The sequence below is a fragment of the Cyanobium sp. ULC082 genome, from assembly GCF_977927535.1.
Window position 1 is genome coordinate 473,007 of record NZ_OZ376397.1, and the last position, 24,070, is coordinate 497,076.

Below are 24,070 nucleotides of genomic sequence, written 5' to 3' on the forward strand. Positions count from 1 at the left end.
TGGGTCCCTGGCCACGCTCTCATTGCTCAGGAGAGCGGCATCGCTGGCTGCAAAGAATCTGTCAATAGGTTCAGCCAAATCCTGGCGAGTGAGCTTCTCGGCACGGGAGTTCGTGCTCAAGCACTCTGTCCAGGTGTTGTGAACACTGAATGTCATGAACACGATGGCGTCGATCCGCATTCCTTTCCAAGCGGGATCGTCATGACGCCTGAGGAGGTGCTGGAGGCCTCGCTGAAGGGGCTCACTCCCGGCGAAGTCACCTGCATACCAGTACTGGACAATCCGAATCTCCTGGCACAAGTTGATGGGAGCCAGCGCCAACTCCTTGAGCAGAGCTGGAGCGGCAGCCTGGCGGAGCTCCATCAGGTGGAGCCGCCGTAAAGGCTATCCAATGAACCTTGAGAGTCTGCGGATCAACCTTGTGTTGAGCTGGGTTGTCTCGTGGGGGAAAAGCGCCACGTGGCAGGGAAATCCATTGGCAGAATTGCTCCTTCTCGGTAGAGCGCAACCCCTGGCTGCTCCGGTCTCTGCCAATCTGCAGCCGTCTCAGGAAGCGCTCAGCACCGGGCGGGGCCGATCCTCTCGGCATCGGCTCTCTGAGCGGCTCCGCGCACCAAGGTGGTGAGACACAACAGTCAGTGAGTTGGTTGGCCATGCCGCTTGACGTTTCCCGGTTGCGCCCCTTCTGGTACCCGGTGCTGCCGCTCGATCAGCTGGGCGAGGCGCCGGTGGCGGTGGAGCTGCTGGGGGAAGCCCTGGTGATCTGGCGCGGGGCCGATGGGGCGCCCCACGCCGCTCCCGACCGCTGCCCGCACCGCTCGGCGCGGCTCTCGGGCGGCAGCCTCAGCTCGGAAGGCAACCTGCAGTGCCCGTACCACGGCTGGGAGTTCGCCGCTGACGGCGCCTGCCGGGCGATCCCCCAGCAGCCGGAGCGGCCGATCCCGGAGGCCTGCCGCCTGCACACCTACCAGGCCCAGGCCCGTTATGGCCGGGTGTGGGTGTGCCTGGCGGACCAGCCCCAGCTGCCGCTGCCCAGCTTCCCCGAGGAGCACGACCCGGCCCAGCGGCGCATCGATGGCTTCTGGGAGCGCTGGAACTGCTCCCCGTTCCGGGTGATCGAGAATGGCCTCGACAACTTCCACCACTTCTTCGTGCACCGCGGCCTGCTGGAGGCCACCACGGCCCGGCCCGATCCGATCGAGGGGCCGATCGAAGACACCGCCGATGGCTTCCGTTTCCGTATCCCCCTGCAGGTGCACAACAACACCGTGCTGCAGGACACCCTGGCCAGCGACGCCGGCACGCTGACGGTGGAGCGGCAAGTGAGCTGGATCGCGCCGCTCGGGCTCAGCCTGGAGCTGGAGTGGCCGAACGGCCTGCGCCAGCGCATCGTGCTCCACGCCGTGCCCACGGGCGGGGAGGCCACCCAGATCAGCCGCTTCTACTTCCGCAACGACAGCGAAGAGCAGGTGCCGGCCGCCGCCATGGTGCGCTTCGAGCGGGGCCTGATCGATCAGGACCGGGCGATCCTCACCGCCATGACTGCCGCCCTTGAGCCCTGGCCCAGCGGCGAGCATCTGATCGAGGCGGATCAGCCGATCGCCCTGATGCGCCAGCGGCTGCGGGAGCTGCTTCAGCCGCGCTGAACCAGCAGGTCGCGGGGGTGGGGCTTGGCCCCGAAGGCGATCGGCGTGCCGGTGATCGCCTCCAGGTAGCGGAAGAAGCGGTACACCGGCGCATCGTTGATGCTGGCATTGCCCACCGGAATGCGGCCGCCGCCCAGCAGGGCCGCTTGGCTTTCGATGAAGGGGCGGTCCTCCTCGTTGTTGTGGTTGGAGAGATCGCGCAACGCCTTGAGCGCAGGACCGTTCTCCAGCAGGGAGCGCCAGCGACCGGCGGCGTACAGGGTGCCGCGCAGGGTGGTGCTGCCCTGATCGTCGGGCACGAACAGCACCGCCAGATGCAGGCCCTCATCGAGCTTGTTGAGCCAGAGGTTGGGGGCGCCGCCCACCTTCCAGTAGGCCTGCAGGTTGTTGCGGTACTGCTCATAGGTGACCAGCACCGAGCGCTCGTCGTCGTCGCAGACCATGTGCATGCCGCTGAGGGTTTCCTGGCCCAGCCAGCGCCGCAGCTGATGCACGGTGCGGGCGATGGCGTGCACGTGGAAGCCGTGGGTGTGGTCGATGCCGCTGGTGAGCACCAGGCCCCAGGGGCCTACCGGGTAGCGGTAGTGGAACAGCGGCAGGGCATCGGTGGCCGGATCGAGCAGCTCGCGCTCGAACTCGGCCGGCAGCCGCGCCGCCTGCAGCGCCGCCTCCACCTCCGCCGCCTGCCAGGCGGCGGGATCAGCTGCGGCGAACAGGCGGCGTCCCGCCGGCAGCCAGAGGAAACCAGCCCATTCCCGCAGCGGCAGCGTGACGAGATGCTCGGCGCTACCGGTTTCGCCATGCAGGGTGTGCACGCAGCGGCCGTCCTGATCGAACTCCTGGTAGTGGTAGGGGCAACGCACCACTGAACCCTGCACCCGTGGCGGCGTGCCGGCGCAGGAGAAGGACACCAGCCGGTGGGGGCAGGCATCGATGTGGGCCGATGCGCGCCCATCTGCGCCCCGCACCAGCAGCAGGGGCAAGCCGAACACCCGCAGGCTCAGCGCCGATTCCGGCGCCAGTTCCCCGCTGGCCAGGATCGGCCAGGCCACCAGCCGCTCCGACAGCCAGGGCCGCTCGAGATCGAGAGCTGGGGCTGGTGGCGTGGGCACCGGATCGGGCAAGGGGGCCAACATTTGCTGAACAGAGTGTCGCAGCTTCTGCGGTTCCCCTGGTGGTCAGCGTGCGGGTCGGCCGGAGGTCGGGATCAGCAGGGCGAGCAGCACCAGGCTGGCGGCGAAGAGTGCATTGCCATGCCAGTGCCAGCTCGCCCAGTAGTGCGCCAGCAGCCCCGAGCAGAGCGCGGCGCCCAGGTAGGCGGTGAAGAACAGCCAGGTTCCCAGGCGCGTGCGGGCCTCCGCATCGAGGGAGAACACGGTGGTCTGATGGGCCACGAAGGCGCCCTGCACGCCAAGATCGAGGCAGGCCATGCCCAGCACCAGGGCGAGCAGGGAGCTGGATCCGATGGCCAGCAGCAACAGACCGACCAAGCCCAGCAGGCAGCCCGCCCGCACGATCCGGTCGGGGCCATGGCGGTCGACCAGGCGACCGATCGGCCTGGCGGCGGTGATGCTCACCAGGCCCACCAGGCCGAAGGCGCCGATCGCCGCCGGTGCGAACCGCCAGGGCGGCGCCGCCAGCTGCAGGGCCAGGGCGCTCCAGGTGGCCATGAAGGCCCCGAACAGCAGGGCCTGGCGCAGACACGCTTGCCGCAGGGCCGGGTAGCGGAACCAGAGCTGGAGCAGGGAACGCTGCAGGGCCAGGTAGCCCAGGGGGCGGGGCGGGCGCTGGTGGGGCAGACGGCTGCGGAACAGCATCGCCACCGCCAGCATCAGCACGGCCGACACCGCGTAGATGGTTCGCCAGCCGGCCAGCTCGGCCAGCACGCCGCTGAAGCTGCGCGCCAGCAGCAACCCGCTGAACTGGCCGCTCAACAGGGTGCCGAGCACCTGGCCGCGTCGCGATTCAGGCGTCAGCTCAGCCACGAACGGCGGCAGAAGGTAGGGCACCAGGGCGCAGAGGCCGAGCGCAAAGAAGGCGGGCAGCAGCAGGCTGAACCCCGGGGCCAGCACGATCGCCAGGCAGGCCAGCGCCATGCCGGCGGCCGCACCCACCAGCAGGCGGCGCCGATCCAGCCGGTCGCCCAGGGGCAGCAGTAGCAGCAGGCTCGCGGCCAGCCCCCACTGGGTGGCCGCCGGCACCAGCACGGCGGTGCCGGCGGCCAGGCCGAGCTCGGCGGCGATCGGCGGCAGCAGCGACTGGCTGTAAAAGGGGTTCGCGACGCTCACGCCCACGGCCAGGGCCAGCAGCGCCAGCGGCGGCAGGGGCCCGGGGCTGGATCCGCTTTGCTTCAACCGCTCACTCCACCTCGAGGATCAGCCGATCAAAGCCACGGAAGCGATCACCCACAAAGCGATGGCAGGCCTGCTCCTGACAATGGATGGCGCTGAAGCGTTCCCGCAAGGCCTCGAGCAAGGCCCGGCCCTGCAGACGGGCCAGCTGCCGCCCGAGGCATTGATGCAGCCCTGGCGCGAAGCTCAGATGGGGATTGGGATCGCGCTCGATCCGGAACAGGTGTGGATCGTCGAACACGCGCGGATCACGGTTGGCCGCTCCCACCAGGGCGGTGAGCGAATCACCGGTGGCGATGGTGTGGCCGGCCAGTTCGATCGGCTCGGTGGCGGCACTGGCGTTGAGGGCCTGGGCCGGTGGATCCCAGCGCAGCACCTCCTCCAGCGCCGGCCCCACCAGGGAGCCGTCGCCCCGCAGCCGCTCGAAAGCCTCAGGGTGGCGCGCCATCGCGACGGCCAGGGTGCCCACGAGCAGGCGCAGCGTAAACACACTGGCGCTGTAGAAGTTGCTGGAGATGAACAGCAGCAACTGCTCATCACTGATGTGGATGCCATCGCGGGGATCGACCATCAGGCGGCTGAGCAGATCGTCCTGGGGGTTGGCGCGGCGCTGATGGATCAAGGGCAGGAAGAACTGCCTGTAGAGGGCGATGGCATCGTCGCCGCTGGCGGTCGTCTGCTCGGTCTGCGTCAGACCGCGGGAGCGCACAAAGGAGGGAACATGGCGGAGCACCTCCTGTTGCAGATCGGCGGGAATCCCCAGCAGCTCGCTGGTGACGGCCACCGGCAGCGGATCCGCCAGCAGCGGCACCAGATCGAAGGGTTCGCCCACGGTGATCGACTCCAGCCGCTCGGCAATGAAGCTCCGCGTGAACGCTTCAAGGCTCGGGATGTTGATGGCGCGAAAGGCGTCGTTCACATGGTGACGAACCAGCGCATGGGGGTCGCCATCCATGTAGGGGATGTCGATCTTCTGGTCGTGGAAGATGTGGCCGCTGCCGAAGCGCTCGATCAGCTTGTCGAGATGGAGCTGGCGGCTGCAGCGCGCATCGTGCATGTGCGCCACCGCCTCGGGGTGGCCGAGGATGATCCACATCTGCGGCCCCTCGCACCAATGCACCGGGCTTTCGGCGCCCAGGGCGCCATAGATCGGGTAGGGGTCGGGATGGCCCGGCAGGCAGGGATCGAGCTGAAAGGCGGCGCGGTCGGCGGAGGCCAGGATCATCAGGACGGTGGCAGAGGGCACCATGGCCACCAATCTTGGCGGTGAGCGTTCGGCTGAGCGGTGAGCGTTCGGCCCGGACACCCTGCTCAGCTGTGTTCAGAAGGGTATCGAGTGCCAGGACGATGCCCCAGGCCCAGACTGACCCTGCACGACCTGCCCACCTGATGCCCAACTCCGCACTTCCGCCGATCGCGGGTGATGAAGCCGGGATCCTCGCCTTGATGCAGCAGGCCGGCCCCGTTTTTCTGCCGCGCACAACTCTCAACCTGGCGCAGATCCGCTCAGGCTTCGCCTGCGCCCTGCACATGCACCAGCCCACGATTCCCGCCGGGGCGAATGGCGAGCTGATTTCGCATCTGCAGTACATGGTCGAGCACCCCGGCGAGGGTGACAACCACAACGCCGAACCCTTCGCCCACTGCTACAAGCGTCTTGCTGAGATCATCCCCCAGCTGATTTCAGAGGGCTGCAACCCACGGATCATGCTGGATTATTCCGGCAACCTGCTCTGGGGATTCGAGCAGATGGGCCGTCACGACATACTCGATGCCCTGAAGTCGCTTGCCTGCGATCCCAGCCTGCAACCCCATGTGGAATGGCTCGGCAGCTTCTGGAGCCATGCCGTGGCACCCTCCACGCCGATTCCCGATCTCAGGCTGCAGATCCTGGCCTGGCAACACCATTTCGCGGCCCTCTTCGGGCCTGAGGCACTGCAACGGGTGAAGGGTTTCTCGCCGCCTGAAATGCACCTGCCCAACCACCCCGACACCCTCTATGCCCTGGTGAAGGCTCTGAGGGAGTGCGGCTACCAGTGGCTGCTGGTGCAGGAGCACAGCGTCGAGAACCTCGATGGCTCCAGCCTCAGCCAGGCGCAGAACTACGGCCCCAATCAACTCGTGGCGCGCAACTCCAGCGGTGAGTCGGTGAGGATCACGGCGTTGATCAAAACCCAGGGCTCCGATACCAAGCTGGTGGGCCAGATGCAGCCCTGCTACGAAGCCCTCGGGCTGGGACGCCAGGCGCTGGGAGAGACCACGATCCCCTCGCTCGTGTCGCAGATTGCCGACGGCGAAAATGGCGGGGTGATGATGAATGAATTCCCCTCCGCCTTCATCCAGGCCCATCAGAAAATCGCCGCCCAGGCGAGCGCTTCGGGTGACGACCCAACCACTGATTCAGGCGGCGATTCAGCCACCGTGGCGATCAATGGCACCGAGTATCTGGAGTTGCTGGAAGCCGCCGGGGTCCAAGCAGCCGATTACCCAGCCATTCAGGCGGTTCAGCAACACAAGCTCTGGGAGGCCGTTAGCCGCCAGACCAACGGCAACCCGCCCACCCCGGCGGCCACCGAAGCGGCCATCGCCGCACTCCAGGCCAGCGATCCCCACTTCTCGATGGCGGGTGCCTCCTGGACCAACGACCTCAGCTGGGTGGAGGGCTACGGCAACGTGCTGGAGCCGATGAACCGGCTCAGTGCCCGCTTCCACCAGGTGTTTGATCCCCTGGTGGCGCAGGATCCCGCCATCACCAGAACCCCCCACTACCAGGAAGCCCTGCTCAACCTGCTGCTGCTGGAAACCAGCTGCTTCCGCTACTGGGGCCAGGGCGCCTGGACCGGCTACGCCAGCGAGATTCACAGGCGTGGTGAGGCCGCGATCGGTTAGTCAGCCCAGACGGGATGTCCATACCTGGAGCCTGCTACCGGCTCGGCCAGCTCCAGATCAGACCCTGGACGACATAAAACCCCCCTGCTGCCAGCAGAACCAGGGCACTGACGCGGCTGAGCGTGGATCCATGGCGCAGCAGCAGTCTTGAGGTGCCAAGCAGGCCGGCCCAGAGGCTGGTGGCGGCGATCACGGCGGTGTAACCCAGGGCGTAACTCACCATCGTGACCACCGACAACAGGACTGAGCCGGTGCCGGCCGCAGCGGCGAGCACCGAGAACAGCACCGGACTGGCACAGGGGGAGCTGACCAGAGCGAATCCCATCCCCACCAGGAACGGGCCACCGGCCGGAGGCAGTTCGGGCAGGCGGGGCAGCCGCAGGGGGAGCCAGCCCGCCAGATTCAGGCCCATCACCAGGATGAGCAGTCCCACCCCCAGATGGACCGGGCCGCGGTGGTCAACCACCACGGCTGCGGCGAACGAGGCGACCAGGCCGAACAGGCTCAGCACCACAACGGTGCCGGCCACGAATCCAGCCACCCTGACGAAGGCCTGACGCCGGCTGAGCGGCCCGAGCGTGCCGATGTAACTGAGGTTCAACGGCAGCATCGCCAGCACGCAGGGCGACACGCTGGCCAGCTGCCCACCGGCGAAAGCCGCCAACGGAATCAGAAACGGGGGGGGTGCGCCCCAGGCCTCGAACCGTTCGGCGTAGGCCTGCGACGCCGACAGGATCACCTGATCCAGTTGAGCGCCGATCTGCGGCAGCCAGTGCAAAGCCAGCCCTGCCAGCAGGGTCACCACGGCCAGGAGCACCAGGATCGCCGGTCGTTTCCTGCGCAGGGCAGATCGGCTCATCGCTTGAGCATCGATTGAACCTTGCTGATCGCCTTGCTGTAGGCGCTCGCATCTGTGCTGGCCCGGAAGGTCTGCGCCGTGGTGCCGGTAGCAGGGTCGATCACGGCCACCAGCGAGGTCTGGCTGCGGTTGGCCTCCAGGAAGGCGCCGAGGCCGAGCGCCCGGGCCCGTTCGCGCGAGGCCTTCAAGGTGGCGGCATCAGACACATCGAAGGTCACGAAGGTGGCCTTGCCGGCCTTGCTTTGCTGCAGGGAACGCAGGGTCGGCTCAATCGTGCGGCAGGCCGGGCACCAGCTGGCGTAGATGTCGACCACGACGGGTTTGCCCTGCAGGGAAGGGGCCAGGGCACCTCCCTGCTTCTGGGCCACCCATGCGCCGGGGCCAGATACCCGGGGTGGGGAGGCGAGTGGAACGGAGCCAGGCAGGCCGTTGGGCAGGGAGCTCCCGAGGGTGAGCAGCAGTGCGGTGAGGGGCAAGGACATTGCGGGCGGTGGAGAGGACGAATGCCTGATCTACCGACGAACCCTTTCGCTGGATTGCCTGGGCTCATCCATTCACCGACCCCTGGGCGGCGGCGAGCTTGCGGCGGCCGAAGGCGACCATGGCGAATCCGGTGATGTTCATCCAGAGGCTGTAGATCGCAGCCGGCACAGCCATGTCGATGTTGTTCAGCAGGCCGGCCGTGATCGCGATCGCGAGCGTGCCGTTCTGGATGCCCACCTCGATGGCGATGCTGAGCCGCTGGGCGAGGGGCAGACCCAGCCGCCGGGCCGAGAGGAAGCCGGCCGCCGTTCCCAGCAGGTTCAGCACGACCACTGCCGCGCCCACCTGGGCGATGAAGCCGGGCAGCCTGCCGGCTTCCTTGATCACCAGCAGCAGGATGATCAACGCCAGCAGACCTGCGGCCAGCCGCCCCATCTGCTTCTCCAGCCGCAGCGCTGTGGCGGTGAACCGCTGCCGGATCCCCATGCCGATGACCGTCGGCACCAGGGTGATCAGCACGATTCGCAGCATCGTCGGCAGCACAGGCAGGCTGATCTCTGCGCCGGATCCCATCAGCAACTGCTGGGCCAGATTGGCGAGCACGGGGATCGTGAACACCGTCACCACGCTGCTGATCGCCGTGAGCGTCACCGAGAGGGCCACATCCCCCTTCGCCAGGTAGGTGATCAGGTTGGAGGAGGGGCCGCCGGGGCAGATCGCCACGATCACCAGACCGACCGCCAGCGCCGGCTCCATCGGCCAGAGCCAGGCCAGCAGGCCGCCGATCAGCGGCAGCACCACGATCTGACAGAAACTGCCCAGCGCCACGGCCCGCGGATAGCGGCTGATGCGCCGGAAATCCTCCGGCACCAGGCTCAGCCCCATCCCCAGCATCACGATGGCCAGGGCGACGGGCAGCAGCACCGTCGTCAGCAAGCTGTTCTGCATCGGTGCCCAGGAACGCTGCGGACAAGATCGTATGGATCCTCTCTGCCGGCTGGGCAGGTTCCGCTCCAGGCTTCAGACCCCTGCCGCTACGGCAGGGTGAACCCGCTGGTGTTGAGGTGTTTGAGATCGAGCAGCACCACCGTGAGCCAACCCAGCAGAGCCAGGCCTCCGATTGAAGCGAGCACCACGAGCAGGGCGGCCATCACCGACTTGATGGATCCGCTGGGGTTGGGCATCGGAACGCATCGATGGTGGATCCAGTCTCCTATGCCTCCTGATCCGTGGCCCTTGATCGATGGCCCCTGATCATTCCGCTCCGCCCAGCAGAGCCTGATCACCGCTGAAATCCGGGTTGCCGGTCGGTCGCAGCGCGTAGTCGTTGGCGTAACTGTCGGCCAGGGCGGCATCGAGATCGAAGACGGGCTTCCAGGCCAGCTCCCGCTCCAGCCGGTGCACATCGGTGAGGAAGTGGGCCAGCCGCAGCGGAAAGGCCTTGCGGGCCTTGGGATCCAGCCCGGCCGGATCAAAACTGCGGATCTCCACAGTGGCCGGATCCTTGCCGCAGGCGCGCGCCGCCGCCGCCACCAGGCCGCGAAAGCTGATTCCCTTTCGATCGGTGCAGTTGTAGATCCGGTTGGTGGCCGCTTCCACCTCCAGGCAACGGGCCATGGCGATCGCCAGGTCCCCCACGTGGCCGAGCTGGGTGATCGTGCTGCCATCGCCCGGCAAGGGCACTGGGCAGCCGTGCACGATCCGATCGAAGAACCAGCTCTCCACCGGGTTGTAGTTGCCTGGTCCGATGATGTAGGTGGGCCGGAAGCTGGTGAAGGGGATGCCCTGGCGCCGCAGCCAGCTCTCGGTTTCGAGCTTGCCGGCATGGCGACAGGCTGGATCGGTGGGGGCGTTCTCATCGAGGGGCCACTGCTCGCTGTCGGCGTAGACCCCGGCTGAGCTCACGTAGACGAAGCGATGCTTCGGTTCACCGGTGCGCTCCAGCACCGACTGGCTGTCGGCGAGGGTCCGGCCGCTGCTGTCGATGATCACGTCGAAACGGCGGCCCTGCAGCTGGGCGAGGGCTTCCTCGCTGCTCCGGTCCCCCACCAGGTGTTCCACCCCGGCCGGCAGGGGATTCCGGCCGCGGGTGAACAGGCTGAGCTCGTGGCCGAAGGCCTGCAGTTGCGCCACCAACGGCTTGCCGATGAAGCGGGTGCCACCCATGACCAGGATTTTCAAGACGGGCTCGATCGAACTGGACGCCATTCAAGCGACCGATGCCCGCCGGGCCTCTATCTCCCGACGCGGATGCCGCGGATTGAATCAATCAGCCCAAGCAGATTCAGGAGCCAGGCAATCACTGCGACCACAACAACCATGTTGAGGATCTGCCGGATCTTGCCGTCCATTGGCACGAAGTTATTGATCAGCCAGAGCAGAATGCCAACAACGATGAGTGTTGTGACCAGGGAAAGAAGACTCATGGGAATTCTTTGGTAGTGGGGTTGAATGGATGCAACAGAATGTCATTTTTTCTGGTTGCTTTATCGGACTTTTGTTACCAGCTTTCCGGTTGTCATGATTCGCCGCCGCTTCGGAGGCAACCCCCCGGAATGGGAGGTCACCGGCACCGGCAAGTTCGCAGGTGAGCCTCAGAAACTCCGGTTCCGAAGCTGTTCACTCACCTGCTGAACCAGCAGGTCAATCCGTGTTCTCGGCAGACTTCTTGATGGTCTCGTCCAGTTTTCTGGCAGCTGATCCGGCTTTTGCCTTCAGGTCTTCGGCGGCATTCATCGCCGCTCCCTGGGCCTGTTTGGCCTTGCCTTGGAGCTGATGCCCAGCATCTCCCGTGAGTTCACCGAAGGCGGATTCAAGGCGGCCTTCCGCTTCTTTCGCCTTGGCATCAAAACGATTGGACATGACATGACCGGCGAATGGGATGGAGCGATCTTGTCTTCCTGCCCAGGGGCAGAAAAATGATCTTCCAGGCACTCTCTAGCCAGATCATGGCGATGCGGCCATTGTTCGCTCCCACCGAAGCCAGGCAGAATCCCCACCCCTTCAGCCCAGCCAGCGAGGATGGAGCCCAACCACGGCTCCAGCGGCTTCGCCATGCAGATCATTCCCGCCATCGACCTGCTCGACGGCCACTGCGTGCGTCTCCACCAGGGCGACTACGACCAGGTGACCCGCTTCAACGACGACCCGGTGGCCCAGGCCCTCGACTGGCAGCGGCAGGGGGCCGAGCGGCTCCATCTCGTCGACCTTGATGGCGCCCGCAGCGGCAAGCCGATCAACGATGTGGCGGTGAAGGCGATCACCGCCGCTCTGTCGATTCCGGTGCAGCTGGGCGGTGGCGTGCGCACGGCCGAGCGGGCCGGGGAGCTGCTGGCCTGCGGCCTCGATCGGGTGATCCTCGGCACCGTGGCGATCGAGCAGCCGGAGCTGGTTCGAGAACTGGCTCGTCGCTTCCCCGGCCGCATCCTGGTGGGCATCGATGCCAGAAACGGCAAGGTGGCCACCCGCGGCTGGCTCACCGAGAGCACCGTGGAGGCCACGGACCTGGCAGCCAGCTTCGAGGCCAGTGGCGTGGCAGCGATCATCAGCACCGACATCGCCACCGACGGAACCCTGGCCGGTCCCAACCTGGAGGCGCTGCGGCAGCTGGCGGCAGCCAGCTCGATTCCGCTGATCGCCTCCGGTGGGGTGGGTTCGCTCACCGATCTGCTCGCCCTGCTCGCCCTTGAGCCGCTGGGCGTCGAAGCGGTGATCGTCGGCAGGGCGCTCTACGACGGCAGCGTCGACCTGCGGGAAGCCCTGCAGGCGGTGGGCCCCCAGCGGCTCCAGGATCCACTCCGGCTCAGTGTCGGCTGAGCCGGAACAGGGCCATTCCAGCGGCAGGTGGCCTGATCACTGACCCTGCCGATAGCATGACAATCATCCTTGACCCTGAACGTGGTCGTTTCGCCACCACCCGACACCCTCCAGGTGAATGTCACGGAAGCGTTCAGACGTTGCCGTGATCTCGGGATGCGGCTGAGCCGCCAGCGGAAAATGGTGCTGGAGTTGCTCTGGGCCGAGCGCAACCACCTCAGCGCCCGAGACATTTTTGAGCGGCTCAACAGCCAGGGCCGCAACATCGGTCACACTTCCGTCTACCAGAACCTCGAAGCGCTCCAGTCGGCTGGGGTGATCGAATGCCTGGAGAAGGCCAACGGACGCCTGTATGGGTACCGCAGTGATCCGCACAGCCACCTCACCTGCCTGGAGTCCGGCGACATCCACGATCTCGATGTGGTTCTTCCCAACCAACTCCTCGAGCAGATCGAAGCTCTCACCGGCTTCGCCATCGAGTCGTACACCCTGCAGCTCAGCGGTCGGCGGCGGCCATGAACCTTCCGCAGCACGGCCGGATCCAGGCCTGAGCTGGTCAATTGGTCCAGGCTCGTTACCTTGGCAACATCGGCCAGCCCAGGATCCCCAGCAAAGCCGCCGTGTCCCCCAGTTCCCGATCCAGCCAGGCTCCCCAGCTCCTGCTGTTTGCCGAGCCACTCCTGATGGAGGGTCTGATCCGGCTGCTGGACACCGAGCCACCCGGCTACCGCCTGGCCAGCTCTGTCGATGCCCTGAGCGGCGCCCCCCAGCTGGTGATCTGGGCGCTCTCCGCCCCCCTGGAGCCCGCCAACCTGTTGCGGGAACTTGAGCAGCTCGAGCAGCGCTGGCATCCTGCCCCCCTGCTGTTGTTGTTGCCGGCCACGCCGGGCTGTCGCCGCGACTGGCTGCTGCAGCTGCCGGTGGCAGGCCTGTTGCAGCAGCCCGATCCCGAGCCGCTCCGCGCTGCCGTGGCCACCCTGCTTGCCGGGGGACGGGTGGTGCAGTTGCGTGGCGAAGACGTGCCGGAGGAGAGCGGCGTATCAGCCCTGTCTCAGCCCGGGCTGGCCCAGGGGCTGCTCAGGAATGGCCTCCAGCAGATCGATGCCGAGCTGAGGCTCTGTGATCACTGGCTCGGCCGGCCTTCGCTCCATCCGATCGAGGCTCTCCTGCTGGAGGGCCGGATCCGGGAGCTGGAGGCCGCCCGCGCCCTGTTGCTCTGGCTCTGGGGTCCCCTCAGCCTGGCCTGGGGCGAGCCGGAAAGCGCGGCGCCCGGCGGCTCCACGTTCAGCAGTGGGGAACGGCTGCCTCGTCCACCGGTGAGCGGCAGCACGGCGATCACCCTGCGGCACCGCACCGCCGATGGGATCTGGCAGGTGATCCGCGAGCGGTTGGCCACAGCCAGCGGCAGCGCCATGGCCCCCCAGGCGGAGGGTGCCCTGTTCGCCCTCAAGGGGCTCAGCCCGGAGCGTCGTCGCGATCTTCTTCTGGCCCTGCTTGGCCAGCTCGACCAGTTGCTCACACGGCTGCGGGAGGAGCGCCTGCGTGGTGAAGACCTCCAGGGTCGCTGGGAGCAGCTGCAGCCCGACCTGCGGCGCCACGCCCTCCGCCAGATGGCCGGACCCTACGTTCAGCTGCCCCAGCAGGGGCTGATGCTGCCGGTGGCAGACACCCTCAGCGGCAGCAGCGATCTGGGCCTCGCTGATCCCGAGCTGCCCCCCTGCCTGCCGATGCTCACGGCCCTGCTCACGGCCCAGCCGCTGCTAGTCGATGGTCGGTTGCTGGCGCCGGATGAGCCCCAGGCCTTGCTGCACCTCGAGGCCCTGGTGAGCAACTGGTTGGTCCGCACCGCCGAACTGATCAGCGCCGAGGTGCTCGCCTGTTGTGGCGACTGGCCCGAACTGCGCCGCTATCTGCTGGTTCAGGAGTTGCTGGCCACCCGCAGCCTGGAGCGGCTGCGCAACCAGCTCAATGCCCAGCAGCGCTGGAGTGTCTGGTTCGAGCGGCCGATCCAGCTCTACGAGAGCCGCCGGCTGCTCTATCGCCTCGAAGCGGGGGGGATCCAGCCGCTGCTGCTCACCGAACCCCGGGATCAGGAGCTGCGCCAACTGGGCTGGCTGCAGCAGGTCGTCACCTTGTCACTGGAAACCCGCGATGCCCTCGCCCCCCAGCTTCAGGCCCTGCTGCGTCGGCTCGGCGACCTGTTGGTGGTGGTGCTCACCCAGGTGGTCGGCCGGGCGATCGGGTTGGTGGGCCGCGGCATTCTTCAGGGGATGGGCCGCGGGGTCAGCCGCAGCTGAAGGCCCTACCTGCAGCTGGAGCGTCACAATGGCGCCAGCTCCCCACCCACCGGTTGCGCGTGCCTCCCAGCCCTGCCCCCCACCTGCCCGCTCGCCTGCTCGCTCTGGTGCTGGTGCTGTTGACCGGCCTGCTTCCCGCCAATCCGGCCAGGGCCGCTCTCACCACCAACAGCTACGACGGCAACATCTACGCCCTCTACGCCGGCAACGGGTCCCTGGTGCCGCCCCGCAGCAGCCTGGAGCAGGCCATGGCCGATCACCGCGCCGCCGTGGTGGTGTACTACCTCGATGACAGCGCTGACAGCAAGCAGTTCTCGCCGGTGCTCAACGAACTGCAGCGGCTCTGGGGGCGATCCGTGGAGCTGATCCCTCTCACCACCGATGCCCTGCAGAACCGGCCGGACACCGGCCCCACCGATCCCGCCCATTACTGGACGGGGGAGATTCCCCAGGTGGTGGTGTTCGATCCCAGCGGCGCAGTGATCCTTGAAGGCAAGGGCCAGGTGGACATCGACGCGATCAACGCCGCTCTCACCAAGGCCACCGGCCTGGATCCCACCGCCGGGGCTGGCACCAGCATCACCCGCAGTTTCAATGAACTGAACAGCGAAGTGGTGCCCGCCGGCTGATGTCCATCCCCGCCCCTGGCCTGCGGATCGAAACCGACAGCCTCGGTGCCGTTGAGGTGCCCGCCCGGCACTACTGGGGCGCCCAGACCCAGCGCTCGATCCACTTCTTCCCGTTCGGCGAGCTGATGCCGCTAGAGCTGGTGCACGCCTTCGGCCAGCTCAAGGCGGCCTGCGCCGAGGTGAACCGCGACAGGGGGCGGCTGTCGCCCGAGCTGGCGGCGCTGATCGTGACCGCCGCCGAGGAGGTGGCCACTGGTGCCCTCGATGCGGAATTCCCGCTCAAGGTGTGGCAGACGGGATCGGGCACCCAGACGAACATGAACCTCAACGAGGTGATTGCCAACCGGGCGATCGAGGCCGCCGGTGGGGTGCTGGGCAGCAAGAGCCCGGTGCATCCCAACGACCATGTGAACCTGAGCCAGTCGAGCAACGACACCTTCCCCACCGCCCTGCATCTGGCGGTGGCGATCGAGCTGGAACGGGCGCTGATCCCCGCCATCGAAGCCCTGATCGCCTCGCTGGCCGCCAAGGCCAGCGCCTTTGCCGGCATCATCAAGATCGGCCGCACCCACCTGCAGGACGCGGTGCCGCTCAGCCTCGGCCAGGAGTTCGGGGGCTACGCGGCCCAGCTGGAGCTGGGTCTCGAAGGTCTGTGCCACAGCCTGCCCCAGGTGCGGCAGCTGGCGATCGGTGGCACGGCTGTCGGCACCGGCCTCAATGCCCCGCCGGGCTTCGGGGAGGCGGTGGCCGAACGCCTCAGCGCAAGGATCGGCCTGCCCTTCTGCAGTGCCCCCAACAAGTTCCAGGCCCTGGCTGGCCATGAGCCGCTGGCGGCCACCCACGGAGCGCTCACGGTGCTGGCCGGCAGCCTGTTCAAGATCGCCAACGACATCCGCTGGCTGGGCAGCGGTCCCCGCTGCGGCCTCGGCGAACTGGTGCTGCCCGAGAACGAACCGGGCTCCTCGATCATGCCGGGCAAGGTGAATCCCACCCAGTGCGAGAGCCTCACCCAGGTGGCGGTGCAGGTGATCGCCAACAACACCGCCGTGCAGATGGCGGCCAGCCAGGGCAACTTTGAACTGAACGTGTTCAAGCCCCTGATCGCCCGCAACCTGATCGAAAGCATCGGTCTGCTCACGGGAGCCTGCCGCAGCTTCCGCAGCTTCTGTCTCGATGGCCTGGTCCCCAACCGCGGCCGCATCGAAACCCTGCTCGACCAGAGCCTGATGCTGGTCACGGCGCTCACCCCGGCGATCGGCTACGACCGGGCCTGCGCGATCGCCAGGCACGCCCACGACAACCGGCTCAGCCTGCGGGAAGCGGCCCTCGTGCTCGGCGAGATCAGTGCTGACGACTTCGACCAGTTGGTTCAGCCCGCCACCATGATCTGAGCGGTGGCGCCGTCATTGCCTTTGCCGTGATCTCTCCTGCTCCGATCGCCCCTGCACCGTTCTCCCCATGGCTCTGATCGAACGCTCAACCTGGTACGAACGGCAACTGCGCCGCCGCTCCTCACCCTTCTACCGGCTGCTGGATCGCTCCTTCGGCTTTCGGGTGCTGGTGGCGGGTCTTACCTCGTTCACGCTGCTGGCCCTGGTGAATCGGTTCGAAAACTGCCATGGAGCCGAAGCCGATCAACACTGCCTCACCAGCAGCTTTGCCGAGATCGTCAGCGTCGGCAATGTTGAATCCTTCAGCATCGTGGCAGCCGGGCTGGTTTACATCCTGGAGGCCGGCCGGCGCAAGGAGCGGGAGCACCAGGAGGCGTTTGAACTGATCCTGCGCGCCCGTGAATCCGGTGCGAGGGTGAGCCTTGGCCGGATCCGTGCTGTTGAGGATCTTTCCGCCGCTGGTCTCTTTCAGGACGATTTCGATCTGAGCGGCATCAACCTGGTTGGATTGAAGCTGTCCCGGAGCCGCTGGAGAGGAGCTGATTTCACCGGTTCCGATCTCAAGGCAGCCGATTTCCGGGAAGCTGATCTGCAACGAGCGATTTTTCGGCAGGCGGATCTGAGCGGTGCCGATTGTCGTGATGCCGATCTGCGCGGCGCCCAGCTCGCTCACGCCATTCTCAGAAATGTCGACCTGCGCGGAGCCAACCTGGAGGGGGCCAGCTTCACTGGAGCAGACCTCACAGCTGCCAGGCTGGACCCGGGTCTGGCGATCTCCACCACGCCACAGCCACGGCTGTGAATCACACCAACCAGGCACCGGCCCCAGGCCTTGGAACCGATCGTGTTGGTGCCAGCCACCGGGCTGTTGAGTATAATTCTGTGAGATCCATCTCCATTCTGGCTCGCAGAATTGTTTCAATCAAGAATCCACCAAGCTCTTGGGTGAAGCCGCTCCTGCATGGTGGATTCAAGCTTTACACCCATGTCTGAACGCTCCATGCTCAACCGGAAGACGATGATTCGCAACGGCCTGTTGCTGGGCGGCCTCGCCCTCGGCCTGCTGTCAGCCCCTTCTCCCGGACGGGCAGAAGTGCTCTACAAGCTGGAAACCACCTGCTCGATCAAAGGGGGCGACCCCTTTCCCTGCACCGTGGAGGCCACCGATCAGGGCACGGAAACGATCTACAAGCACACCTGGGCCGGTGGCACCGAATCGTTCCGCGTCACGGACTCACCCATCCGGATGGATCGCTGGCTGGCAGCCACGAAGAAGTGGCAACCCCTGACCCAGGCGGGGGCCCGTTTCTCCACAAACACGGTCTGCTTCAACGGTCTCGACTTCTGCGTGGTCAACCCCAACTACCTCAACAGCGTCAGCCAGAGCAATGCCACGGCCACAGCCCAGCGTGACCTGGTGCGGGTTCATTTCGGAGCCGACGGCAGGGTGGACATCACCTGCTACGACGACGGTTGCGCCCTGATTCAGAAACTTGCCCCGGTGAAGAAATGAAAGTCCTGGCAGGATTCGGCGGCCTGCTGCTGAGCGCTGTGATCGCCCTGCCGGCAGGTGCCGGCCTCACGATTGATCGCAGCTCCTCTGCTTCGGTGGCTGGTGCAACGGAACAGATCGCCCGGGGTGGCGGTGGCGGCAGAGGCGGCGGTGGCGGTGGCAGCCGAGGCGGCGGGGGTGGCGGCAACCGGGGCGGTGGCGGCGGAAATCGGGTGGGCGGCGGAAATCGGGGTGGTGGTGGTGCCCGTGCGAGCACAGGCTTCAGTGGAGGCGTTGGTCTCAACCGCGGCGATTCCCGACCGAGCGGTGGCTGGAGCAACAAAGTGGGCAGCGGTGGGTCACGACCCTCCCTGGATCGCTCCAACGCCGGCAACCGTGCCAATGCCGGCAACCGCGATTTCAGCAGCCGCCCCAACGCCGGCAGCCGCGACTTCAGCAATCGCCCCAATGCCGGCAACCGGAATCTCAGCGGCGCCAATGTCGGCAACCGCGACTTCAACCGGGATGTCAACCGCAACATCAACCGTGACGTTACCCGCAACTTTGATCGGAATCTGAACGTCAATCGCAACTGGGATCGGCGCGTCAACATCAACAACGTCAATGTGCGCCCGGGCTGGGCCCGCGCCGGCTGGGGCGTGGCCCGTCCCTGGAACCACGGCTGGTACGGCGGCTGGTCCACCCCCACCTGGGGCTGGTGGGGAGCCCGTGCCGCGGCCTGGGGTGTGGGAACCCTGGCCACGGCGGCGATCATCAACGACGCCGTCAACAACGCCGTTGACGACAACAGCACCTACATCGTGGTTCCCAATTCGAACTACCAGTTGCTCTACGGCTCTGTGCAGCCCAGCGGCAGTTCCGCGATCAGCTTTGCAACCACCGATGGTGACAGCACCTATGAGCTGACCGCCGACTGTCAGGGTGGCCTGCTCAATGGTCAGGAGCCGCAGAGCGCCGCTGAGGCTGAATTGCTCAATGCCGCCTGCCAGGTGGCCTTCGGCAACGCCTGAGCTCGGCTGGCGACCCACGGAGGCCCTCAGCCTTTCGGCGGGTCGCCACTTTCACTCTGCTGGCCCCTGGGTGTCTGAAGGCACGATGCAGCGAAAGCCCATGTGGCAGGTGGAGGTATCGATGCCCTGGGCCATGCGAGCCGCGGGCCGATAGCGGCGGCAGTAGCTGGGGGCGCAGAGATAGGAGCCACCTTTCACCACCTTGCGTGGCACGGTGCCGTGCTGGCTGCCGGGATCGATGCTGGCCTCACGGGCAGCGGCGGCCTGCGCGCAGCAACCGCCGTTCCCCGCACCTTCTGCCGCCAGTGCGGCGCTGGCGGCATGGCTGCCGTACCAGCTGTCGGTCCATTCCCACACGTTGCCGATGGTGTCGAACAGGCCGTAGCCGTTCGCTGGAAAGACACCCACCGGCGAGGTGCCCGCATAGCCGTCCAGCAGGCTGTTGTGGTGGGGGAAATCGCCCTGGAAGGTGTTCGCCACCGGGCGACCTCCCGGGTGCAGTTCATCCCCCCAGGCATACTCGGCCCCTTCACGCCCGCCCCAGGCGGCCCGCTCCCACTCCACTTCGCTGGGCAACTGCTTGCCACTCCAGGCGGCATAGGCCACGGCATCGGCATGGGCCACATGCACCACGGGATGGTGATCGCGCTGCTTGATCGAGCTGCCCGGCCCCTCCGGATGGCGCCAGTTGGCTCCGGCCACGTACTGCCACCAGCGGTAGTGATCGCCGGTGCCGATCGGCCCGCCCGGCGGCAGGAACACAATCGAGGACGGCACCAGCAACTCCGGCACGGCGCCGGGGTAGGCCGCCGGATCCCCCTCTGCCAGGAAAGTTGACGCCTCTCCATCTCGACCATTTCCACCACCAGGGGGCCTGATGGAACCGATCAATGCGTCCTTACAGCGAGGCTGTCAAAGCTGATGTCCGCCGGCGGATGGGGCCTCCCCATCGCCAGAGCGTGACGGAGATCGCCCAGGAGCTGGGCATCCACGTGATCACCCTCTACAAATGGCGCAAGGCCTGGCGTCTGCAGGGGGAGGTGGTGCCGGCTACCCAGAAGGACCCCGAGGGTTGGGGCCCAACTGACAAGTTCACGGTGGTCCTGGAGACTGCTGGGTTCAACGCCACCGAACTCGGCGCTTACTGCCGCGAGCGGGGTCTGTTCCCCGAGCAGGTGGATCGCTGGCGCCAGGCCGCCCAGGATGCCAACGCACAGCCGCTGGTGACGATGGCCGAGCAGAAGGACCTGGAGAAGCGCCACCAGGCCGATCAGCGGGAGATCAAGCGGCTGCAGCAGGAGCTGCGCCGCAAGGACAAGGCCCTGGCGGAGGCGGCGGCGCTGCTGATGGCCTCAAAAAAGATCCAGGCCTTCTGGGGAGAGGACGGGGGCGACTGACCTCACCGTCTGATCGCCGCAAGGCCCTGGGGATCCTCGAGGCCGGCATGGCCGCGGGCGCACGGGCCCGTGAGGTGGCCGCTTTGCTTGGTGTGGGGCTCACCACCCTGCAGCGCTGGCGGCGTCAGTTCGCTGGTGATGGGGACGGCAGCGATCGCCGCAGAGGAAGCCCCCGCCATGTGGCCCATCGCCTGAGTGAGGAGGAGCGCCAGCGAATTCTGCTCACCTGCAACCAGACGGAATTCGCGGCGCTGCCGCCGGGGCAGATCGTGCCGGTCCTGGCGGATCGGGGCCTCTATATCGGCTCGGAGCGGAGCTTCTACCGGGTGCTCCATGCCCACGGCCAGGCCCACCGCCGCGGGCGGGCCCGTCCGCCCCAAGAGCCCCGTCCGGTGCCACGGCTGCAGGCCAGGGGGCCGAATCAGCTGTGGAGCTGGGACATCACCTACCTGCCCACCAGCGTTCGGGGGGTGTGGCTGTACCTCTATCTGGTGATCGACGTCTGGAGTCGCAAGGTGGTGGCCTGGGATGTGGCCGAGCGGGAAGACGCCCAGATCGCCGCTGATCTGGTCGGCCGTGGCTGTCTGCGGGAGCGGATCAGTAAGGGCCGCCGCCAGCCGCTGGTCCTCCATGCCGACAACGGCAACGCCATGCGCGCTGCCACCCTGGAAGCCCGGCTGGAGGAGCTGGGGGTGCTCAGATCCTTCTCCAGGCCCAGGGTCAGCAACGACAATCCCTACTCGGAGTCGCTGTTCCGAACGGTCAAGTACCGACCGGACTACCCCAGGCGGCCATTCCAAAGCAAGGACGACGCCTGCGCCTGGGTGGCCACGTTCGTGAGCTGGTACAACCACCAGCACCGCCACAGCGCCATCCGATTCGTGACGCCCCACCAGCGCCACAGCGGTCAGGCCGAGGAAATCTGCCGCCACCGTTCCCGCGTCTATGAGCAGGCCCGGCAGTGTCACCCCCGCCGCTGGAGCCGCTGCACCCGCAGCTGGCATCAACCGGAGGTGGTCTGGATCAATCCACCGCCTCCAGAAAACGCCAACGGTCCGGCTACTTTGTCGATCGCCGTCTGATTGGCGGCAGGGGCGTCATCTTTTCTGGCAGTCACCGGATCGGCCGGATGCTCGGCCACGGTGACGTGACCCGTGGCCTTCACGAACTTGCGGAACTGGGCGTTGGTCACCGGTGAACGGTCGATCCAGAACCCCTCCACCGCCACCCGGTGGGCCGGGGCCTCCTCGGGGTAATGAGCATCGGAGCCCATCACGAAGCTGCCCCCCGGTATCCAGACCATCTCCCGGGCCGGGGGACGACCCGGCCCACGCGGGGCGACCGACTTCAAAGCGGCCGGCTGCAGAGGGGATTGGTCGGCGGGAGATCTGGATGCGGACCGGGGCATGACATCGATGTTGGCTCAAGCCGCCAACAGAACAGCAGCAACCGATCCAGATCGAGAAATGGCTTGAAAGCTCTCTTTCTGATCAAGCTTTCTCTGGCAACCAGAATGAGACCTTGGGCCATCTCAGCCGGCTTTTCCTGCGCTCTGGAAGTGCCAATGCAATGGAATCCCTTGGCACTTCCATACAGAACGGTGCATTGAGAGTGATGGGTCTGCTTATGGAAGTTGTCTTCTGCGGTCACATCCAGTCTGCACGGCATCGGGTAACAGGATCAGGGCAAGTGCTTACTTGATCACCATATCCTTGGCCACATTCTTGAGATAGTGGATCGCACTCTCTTTTGTCTTGGGAACGTAGATTCGCAACAGCGCCGTGAAGGGTGAAGCTGTCTCAACGTTGTTCGGGCTGCCCGAAGAATTGAACCAAATCGTGCAAGAACCGTCTGGGTTAGGGATGGCCTCAGAATTCGAAATGGCGGCTTTGTCCCTGGCCAGCCAGCCCTCACTGTTGTACGTGGTGATCGACCAGAAACCACCTCGCTCAGCGTCGATTTCCGGCGGCATGAAGGTGAGGCTCGATGGCGAAGCCTTGCCCTCCTTGATCTCCGTCTGGTTCGCGATCGGAGCGTAGGCGGCATGATCCACCGAGAGACCACCCCATCCGTAGGCGGTGGCATAGAGATGAGCCTGCGGCTCGGTATCCAACACTCCACCTTGGGCCTTGCTGGTATCAGGCAGTTTTCCAGCCTGAACGTCCTTGATCAGCGCCATACGGATCGCCTCCATCTGCTGCTGATCGATCACAATGTTTGGAGTCGTATAGGGAATCGCTGAGGTCGCCTCGATGGCTGCCATCTCCTGAAGTGTGTGGGTGGCAGCCAATCCACCTTGCGCATCCGGAAGCTTTCGGATGCGCATGTTGATGTAAACGTAATTGCCGTAGGTCAGATGGGCGGGTGTAAGAGAGAAAGTTTCGCCGGGATAGACCACGCCAACGATGTAGTTCTGCTGATCGATGATCTCGATGATGTGATAGGTAGTGCTTTTGGGTACGGAGAAGGTCGCTCCACTCCGAACGTCAACGACGGCGCTGGAATAGATGACATCTTGATTTTCCCGAATAACCTGCTGTGTCTTGACGTTGCTGACATCACGTTGGTGCGCCCAGGTGTTGATGCCAGCCTTGGCAAGGCTTCGCTTGATGTTGAAATCTGTCTCCGAGACTTTGTAAGCGGTGTCCGTGACTCCAAAATCGGCCGGTGAAGCGAAGGTTGGGAGTTTTGCCTCTGCATTTTCAATGGCCATCAGATGACCTCGGGCAGCTTGTAGGTTCCGTCCAGAACAGACGGCCCCGGCCGGTACACGCGCATCAGGAAGTTCCAGCCTTCGGTGACGTCCAGCCGATTCGGAACGGCGCCACACAGTTTCTTCGATCCGAAAGACACGGTGAACGTGCCATCGGCATTCAGCTTCACATTCGAGGAATTGACCAGACTGTTCTCACTCTTGATGAAGCCGTCGTTGCCGTAAATCAAAATAGACCAGAAGGCTTTGTTCTCCGGCACGGCGTAGGTGGCTTTGTGGCATACCTTTGGATCATGTCCCCCGCTGTAGTTCAGGTAGGTGGCATCCCATTCGGGGAAGAGCCCCCATGCCGCCGCGGCAGCAATGTGACGGGTCTTTTCATCAGCCTTGCCGCGCGGCCCCTGCATTCCCTTCCAACTGCTGTATTGCGCGGAATCCTTTTCATACTGAGCGGTCAAGGTCTTCAGCGACGGACGGTCCCATTGAAATGTGGGCAGTGGATCGGCGCTGCCAGCCTTGATGATGAACTGATTCTGCAACGTATTGATCAAGGCGATTTCGCCTGGGTCTTTCGGATTGAGCACCTGGATGCGTACTCCAACGCCCAGGTATTTGGTGTCTTTCGGTAGTTCGTGAGTTCCCGCGGTGTAGATCACGAACGGTGTGTAGTGGTCGTTGTCCACGAGGTACACCGAGGCGTAGCGACCTTTTGGCAGTTCTGGGACCGTGATCGTTGCGCCCTTGGACGTATCAACAACGCCCATGGAATAAAGCGTATCGCGATTCATCCTCACGACGTTCTGCTTGTCGAGCGGCGTGGGAGTGCGGAAGTGATAGAAGCGATTGATGCCCCCCGCCATTTTTACGATCTCAGCGAACTGCCGATCTGTTTCCGCTCGGATGTAGGTCTTCGGCGTCACTTTGACGCCAGCGTCAGCGGGACGTTGTTGCGTCATTGTCTGGTTGGGAACAGAGCTTTGAGCCCAGACCGGCTGGGCGACGCTCGCCCCGTACAGCGCGATCAAAACGCCAGCAAGGGTCGTGCCATTCAAGGTGGTGAGATTCATCCTGTTCAC

Annotated in this window: 25 protein-coding genes and 1 pseudogene; 12 read left to right on the top strand and 14 right to left on the bottom strand. The window is 65.6% G+C overall.

Annotated features, from left to right (window positions below):
* Positions 1–201: 201 nt before the first annotated feature.
* Together ACXMDY_RS02605 and ACXMDY_RS02610 are read left to right on the top strand one after the other, a co-directional pair.
* On the top strand, positions 202–381 hold the full coding sequence (locus tag ACXMDY_RS02605; protein WP_259701645.1) for a hypothetical protein: 180 nt from the start codon (positions 202–204) through the stop codon (positions 379–381).
* 272 nt (positions 382–653) lie between these two features.
* Entirely contained in the window at positions 654–1,646 is a 993-nt protein-coding gene (locus tag ACXMDY_RS02610; RefSeq protein ID WP_259701644.1) for an aromatic ring-hydroxylating dioxygenase subunit alpha, read from the top strand.
* On the opposite strand, the gene ACXMDY_RS02615 is transcribed toward ACXMDY_RS02610, so the two are convergent.
* The 3 genes from ACXMDY_RS02615 to ACXMDY_RS02625 all read right to left on the bottom strand — a co-directional run bounded on the left by ACXMDY_RS02615 (position 1,634) and on the right by ACXMDY_RS02625 (position 5,246).
* Positions 1,634–2,758: a Rieske 2Fe-2S domain-containing protein gene (locus ACXMDY_RS02615; RefSeq protein ID WP_457767363.1), complete on the bottom strand. Its 1,125-nt coding sequence runs from the start codon at positions 2,756–2,758 to the stop codon at positions 1,634–1,636. The two genes, ACXMDY_RS02610 and ACXMDY_RS02615, sit on opposite strands and share 13 nt — an antisense overlap.
* Positions 2,759–2,824: 66 nt before the next feature.
* The gene (locus ACXMDY_RS02620) at positions 2,825–4,000 is read right to left on the bottom strand and encodes an MFS transporter (protein ID WP_457767364.1); all 1,176 of its coding nucleotides are present in this window, start codon (positions 3,998–4,000) and stop codon (positions 2,825–2,827) included.
* Between the two features lie 4 nt (positions 4,001–4,004).
* A complete protein-coding gene (locus ACXMDY_RS02625; protein WP_259701641.1) occupies positions 4,005–5,246 on the bottom strand; it encodes a cytochrome P450 in 1,242 nt (413 codons plus the stop codon).
* Between the two features lie 140 nt (positions 5,247–5,386).
* Between ACXMDY_RS02625 and ACXMDY_RS02630 the strand changes: the two genes are divergently transcribed.
* On the top strand, positions 5,387–6,886 hold the full coding sequence (locus tag ACXMDY_RS02630) for a polysaccharide deacetylase family protein (protein WP_259701640.1): 1,500 nt from the start codon (positions 5,387–5,389) through the stop codon (positions 6,884–6,886).
* 34 nt (positions 6,887–6,920) lie between these two features.
* On the opposite strand, the gene ACXMDY_RS02635 is transcribed toward ACXMDY_RS02630, so the two are convergent.
* The 7 genes from ACXMDY_RS02635 to ACXMDY_RS02665 all read right to left on the bottom strand — a co-directional run bounded on the left by ACXMDY_RS02635 (position 6,921) and on the right by ACXMDY_RS02665 (position 11,090).
* Complete coding sequence (locus ACXMDY_RS02635; RefSeq protein WP_259701639.1) at positions 6,921–7,745, bottom strand: cytochrome c biogenesis protein CcdA; 825 nt, start codon at positions 7,743–7,745, stop codon at positions 6,921–6,923.
* Positions 7,742–8,227 carry a thioredoxin domain-containing protein gene (locus tag ACXMDY_RS02640; RefSeq protein ID WP_457767365.1) on the bottom strand — a complete coding sequence of 162 codons (486 nt, stop codon included), beginning with the start codon at positions 8,225–8,227 and terminating at the stop codon, positions 7,742–7,744. Before ACXMDY_RS02640 ends, ACXMDY_RS02635 begins: the two co-directional genes overlap by 4 nt.
* 64 nt (positions 8,228–8,291) lie before the next feature.
* Positions 8,292–9,176: a bile acid:sodium symporter family protein gene (locus tag ACXMDY_RS02645; protein ID WP_259701637.1), complete on the bottom strand. Its 885-nt coding sequence runs from the start codon at positions 9,174–9,176 to the stop codon at positions 8,292–8,294.
* Positions 9,177–9,262: 86 nt separating this feature from the next.
* Entirely contained in the window at positions 9,263–9,412 is a 150-nt protein-coding gene (locus ACXMDY_RS02650) for a hypothetical protein (protein ID WP_259701636.1), read from the bottom strand.
* A gap of 70 nt (positions 9,413–9,482) precedes the next feature.
* Positions 9,483–10,409 (bottom strand): NAD-dependent epimerase/dehydratase family protein, encoded by a 927-nt coding sequence (locus ACXMDY_RS02655; protein WP_259701635.1) that lies wholly within the window; start codon positions 10,407–10,409, stop codon positions 9,483–9,485.
* Between the two features lie 53 nt (positions 10,410–10,462).
* Positions 10,463–10,654: a Thivi_2564 family membrane protein gene (locus ACXMDY_RS02660; RefSeq protein ID WP_259701634.1), complete on the bottom strand. Its 192-nt coding sequence runs from the start codon at positions 10,652–10,654 to the stop codon at positions 10,463–10,465.
* Positions 10,655–10,871: 217 nt separating this feature from the next.
* Positions 10,872–11,090 carry a CsbD family protein gene (locus tag ACXMDY_RS02665; protein WP_259701633.1) on the bottom strand — a complete coding sequence of 73 codons (219 nt, stop codon included), beginning with the start codon at positions 11,088–11,090 and terminating at the stop codon, positions 10,872–10,874.
* A 192-nt stretch (positions 11,091–11,282) separates the two neighbouring features.
* Here ACXMDY_RS02665 and hisA point away from each other — a divergent pair, with 192 nt between their 5' ends.
* From hisA to ACXMDY_RS02705, 8 genes are all read left to right on the top strand, one after another.
* Complete coding sequence (hisA, locus tag ACXMDY_RS02670; protein ID WP_259701652.1) at positions 11,283–12,044, top strand: 1-(5-phosphoribosyl)-5-[(5-phosphoribosylamino)methylideneamino]imidazole-4-carboxamide isomerase; 762 nt, start codon at positions 11,283–11,285, stop codon at positions 12,042–12,044.
* A 156-nt stretch (positions 12,045–12,200) separates the two neighbouring features.
* Positions 12,201–12,563, top strand: a complete 363-nt coding sequence (locus ACXMDY_RS02675; protein ID WP_259701651.1) for a Fur family transcriptional regulator — start codon at positions 12,201–12,203, stop codon at positions 12,561–12,563.
* A gap of 101 nt (positions 12,564–12,664) precedes the next feature.
* Positions 12,665–14,341, top strand: a complete 1,677-nt coding sequence (locus tag ACXMDY_RS02680) for a DUF3685 domain-containing protein (protein WP_311133931.1) — start codon at positions 12,665–12,667, stop codon at positions 14,339–14,341.
* 53 nt (positions 14,342–14,394) lie between these two features.
* The gene (locus ACXMDY_RS02685) at positions 14,395–14,970 is read left to right on the top strand and encodes a thylakoid membrane photosystem I accumulation factor (protein ID WP_259701632.1); all 576 of its coding nucleotides are present in this window, start codon (positions 14,395–14,397) and stop codon (positions 14,968–14,970) included.
* Complete coding sequence (fumC, locus tag ACXMDY_RS02690; protein ID WP_259701631.1) at positions 14,970–16,361, top strand: class II fumarate hydratase; 1,392 nt, start codon at positions 14,970–14,972, stop codon at positions 16,359–16,361. The genes ACXMDY_RS02685 and fumC overlap by 1 nt, the downstream gene beginning before the upstream one ends.
* A 67-nt stretch (positions 16,362–16,428) precedes the next feature.
* On the top strand, positions 16,429–17,163 hold the full coding sequence (locus tag ACXMDY_RS02695; RefSeq protein WP_259701630.1) for a pentapeptide repeat-containing protein: 735 nt from the start codon (positions 16,429–16,431) through the stop codon (positions 17,161–17,163).
* Between the two features lie 183 nt (positions 17,164–17,346).
* Positions 17,347–17,874 carry a hypothetical protein gene (locus ACXMDY_RS02700; protein ID WP_259701629.1) on the top strand — a complete coding sequence of 176 codons (528 nt, stop codon included), beginning with the start codon at positions 17,347–17,349 and terminating at the stop codon, positions 17,872–17,874.
* Positions 17,871–18,884, top strand: coding sequence for a hypothetical protein (locus ACXMDY_RS02705; RefSeq protein ID WP_259701628.1), 1,014 nt, complete (start codon positions 17,871–17,873; stop codon positions 18,882–18,884). Before ACXMDY_RS02700 ends, ACXMDY_RS02705 begins: the two co-directional genes overlap by 4 nt.
* A 51-nt stretch (positions 18,885–18,935) precedes the next feature.
* On the opposite strand, the gene ACXMDY_RS02710 is transcribed toward ACXMDY_RS02705, so the two are convergent.
* Positions 18,936–19,775, bottom strand: a complete 840-nt coding sequence (locus tag ACXMDY_RS02710; RefSeq protein WP_259701627.1) for a formylglycine-generating enzyme family protein — start codon at positions 19,773–19,775, stop codon at positions 18,936–18,938.
* Here ACXMDY_RS02710 and ACXMDY_RS02715 point away from each other — a divergent pair.
* Positions 19,775–21,363, top strand: a pseudogene (locus tag ACXMDY_RS02715) (IS3 family transposase). The gene ACXMDY_RS02710 and the pseudogene ACXMDY_RS02715 overlap by 1 nt on opposite strands.
* Here ACXMDY_RS02715 and ACXMDY_RS02720 read toward each other — a convergent pair.
* The 3 genes from ACXMDY_RS02720 to ACXMDY_RS02730 all read right to left on the bottom strand — a co-directional run bounded on the left by ACXMDY_RS02720 (position 21,285) and on the right by ACXMDY_RS02730 (position 24,061).
* Positions 21,285–21,689: a formylglycine-generating enzyme family protein gene (locus tag ACXMDY_RS02720; protein ID WP_457767366.1), complete on the bottom strand. Its 405-nt coding sequence runs from the start codon at positions 21,687–21,689 to the stop codon at positions 21,285–21,287. The pseudogene ACXMDY_RS02715 and the gene ACXMDY_RS02720 overlap by 79 nt on opposite strands.
* A 285-nt stretch (positions 21,690–21,974) precedes the next feature.
* A complete protein-coding gene (locus ACXMDY_RS02725; RefSeq protein ID WP_259703039.1) occupies positions 21,975–22,994 on the bottom strand; it encodes a DUF1254 domain-containing protein in 1,020 nt (339 codons plus the stop codon).
* On the bottom strand, positions 22,994–24,061 hold the full coding sequence (locus ACXMDY_RS02730; RefSeq protein ID WP_259703040.1) for a DUF1254 domain-containing protein: 1,068 nt from the start codon (positions 24,059–24,061) through the stop codon (positions 22,994–22,996). The genes ACXMDY_RS02725 and ACXMDY_RS02730 overlap by 1 nt, the downstream gene beginning before the upstream one ends.
* Between the last annotated feature and the right edge of the window lie 9 nt (positions 24,062–24,070).

Coding starts and splice junctions, on each gene's coding strand:
- ACXMDY_RS02605 (WP_259701645.1), top strand. CDS start 202: ATGACGCCTGAGGAGGTGCTGGAGGCCTCGCTGAAGGGGCTCACTCCC.
- ACXMDY_RS02610 (WP_259701644.1), top strand. CDS start 654: ATGCCGCTTGACGTTTCCCGGTTGCGCCCCTTCTGGTACCCGGTGCTG.
- ACXMDY_RS02625 (WP_259701641.1), bottom strand. CDS start 5,246: ATGGTGCCCTCTGCCACCGTCCTGATGATCCTGGCCTCCGCCGACCGC.
- ACXMDY_RS02630 (WP_259701640.1), top strand. CDS start 5,387: ATGCCCAACTCCGCACTTCCGCCGATCGCGGGTGATGAAGCCGGGATC.
- ACXMDY_RS02635 (WP_259701639.1), bottom strand. CDS start 7,745: ATGAGCCGATCTGCCCTGCGCAGGAAACGACCGGCGATCCTGGTGCTC.
- ACXMDY_RS02640 (WP_457767365.1), bottom strand. CDS start 8,227: ATGTCCTTGCCCCTCACCGCACTGCTGCTCACCCTCGGGAGCTCCCTG.
- ACXMDY_RS02645 (WP_259701637.1), bottom strand. CDS start 9,176: ATGCAGAACAGCTTGCTGACGACGGTGCTGCTGCCCGTCGCCCTGGCC.
- ACXMDY_RS02650 (WP_259701636.1), bottom strand. CDS start 9,412: ATGCCCAACCCCAGCGGATCCATCAAGTCGGTGATGGCCGCCCTGCTC.
- ACXMDY_RS02660 (WP_259701634.1), bottom strand. CDS start 10,654: ATGAGTCTTCTTTCCCTGGTCACAACACTCATCGTTGTTGGCATTCTG.
- ACXMDY_RS02665 (WP_259701633.1), bottom strand. CDS start 11,090: ATGTCCAATCGTTTTGATGCCAAGGCGAAAGAAGCGGAAGGCCGCCTT.
- hisA (WP_259701652.1), top strand. CDS start 11,283: ATGCAGATCATTCCCGCCATCGACCTGCTCGACGGCCACTGCGTGCGT.
- ACXMDY_RS02675 (WP_259701651.1), top strand. CDS start 12,201: ATGCGGCTGAGCCGCCAGCGGAAAATGGTGCTGGAGTTGCTCTGGGCC.
- fumC (WP_259701631.1), top strand. CDS start 14,970: ATGTCCATCCCCGCCCCTGGCCTGCGGATCGAAACCGACAGCCTCGGT.
- ACXMDY_RS02695 (WP_259701630.1), top strand. CDS start 16,429: ATGGCTCTGATCGAACGCTCAACCTGGTACGAACGGCAACTGCGCCGC.
- ACXMDY_RS02700 (WP_259701629.1), top strand. CDS start 17,347: ATGTCTGAACGCTCCATGCTCAACCGGAAGACGATGATTCGCAACGGC.
- ACXMDY_RS02705 (WP_259701628.1), top strand. CDS start 17,871: ATGAAAGTCCTGGCAGGATTCGGCGGCCTGCTGCTGAGCGCTGTGATC.
- ACXMDY_RS02720 (WP_457767366.1), bottom strand. CDS start 21,689: ATGCCCCGGTCCGCATCCAGATCTCCCGCCGACCAATCCCCTCTGCAG.
- ACXMDY_RS02725 (WP_259703039.1), bottom strand. CDS start 22,994: ATGGCCATTGAAAATGCAGAGGCAAAACTCCCAACCTTCGCTTCACCG.
- ACXMDY_RS02730 (WP_259703040.1), bottom strand. CDS start 24,061: ATGAATCTCACCACCTTGAATGGCACGACCCTTGCTGGCGTTTTGATC.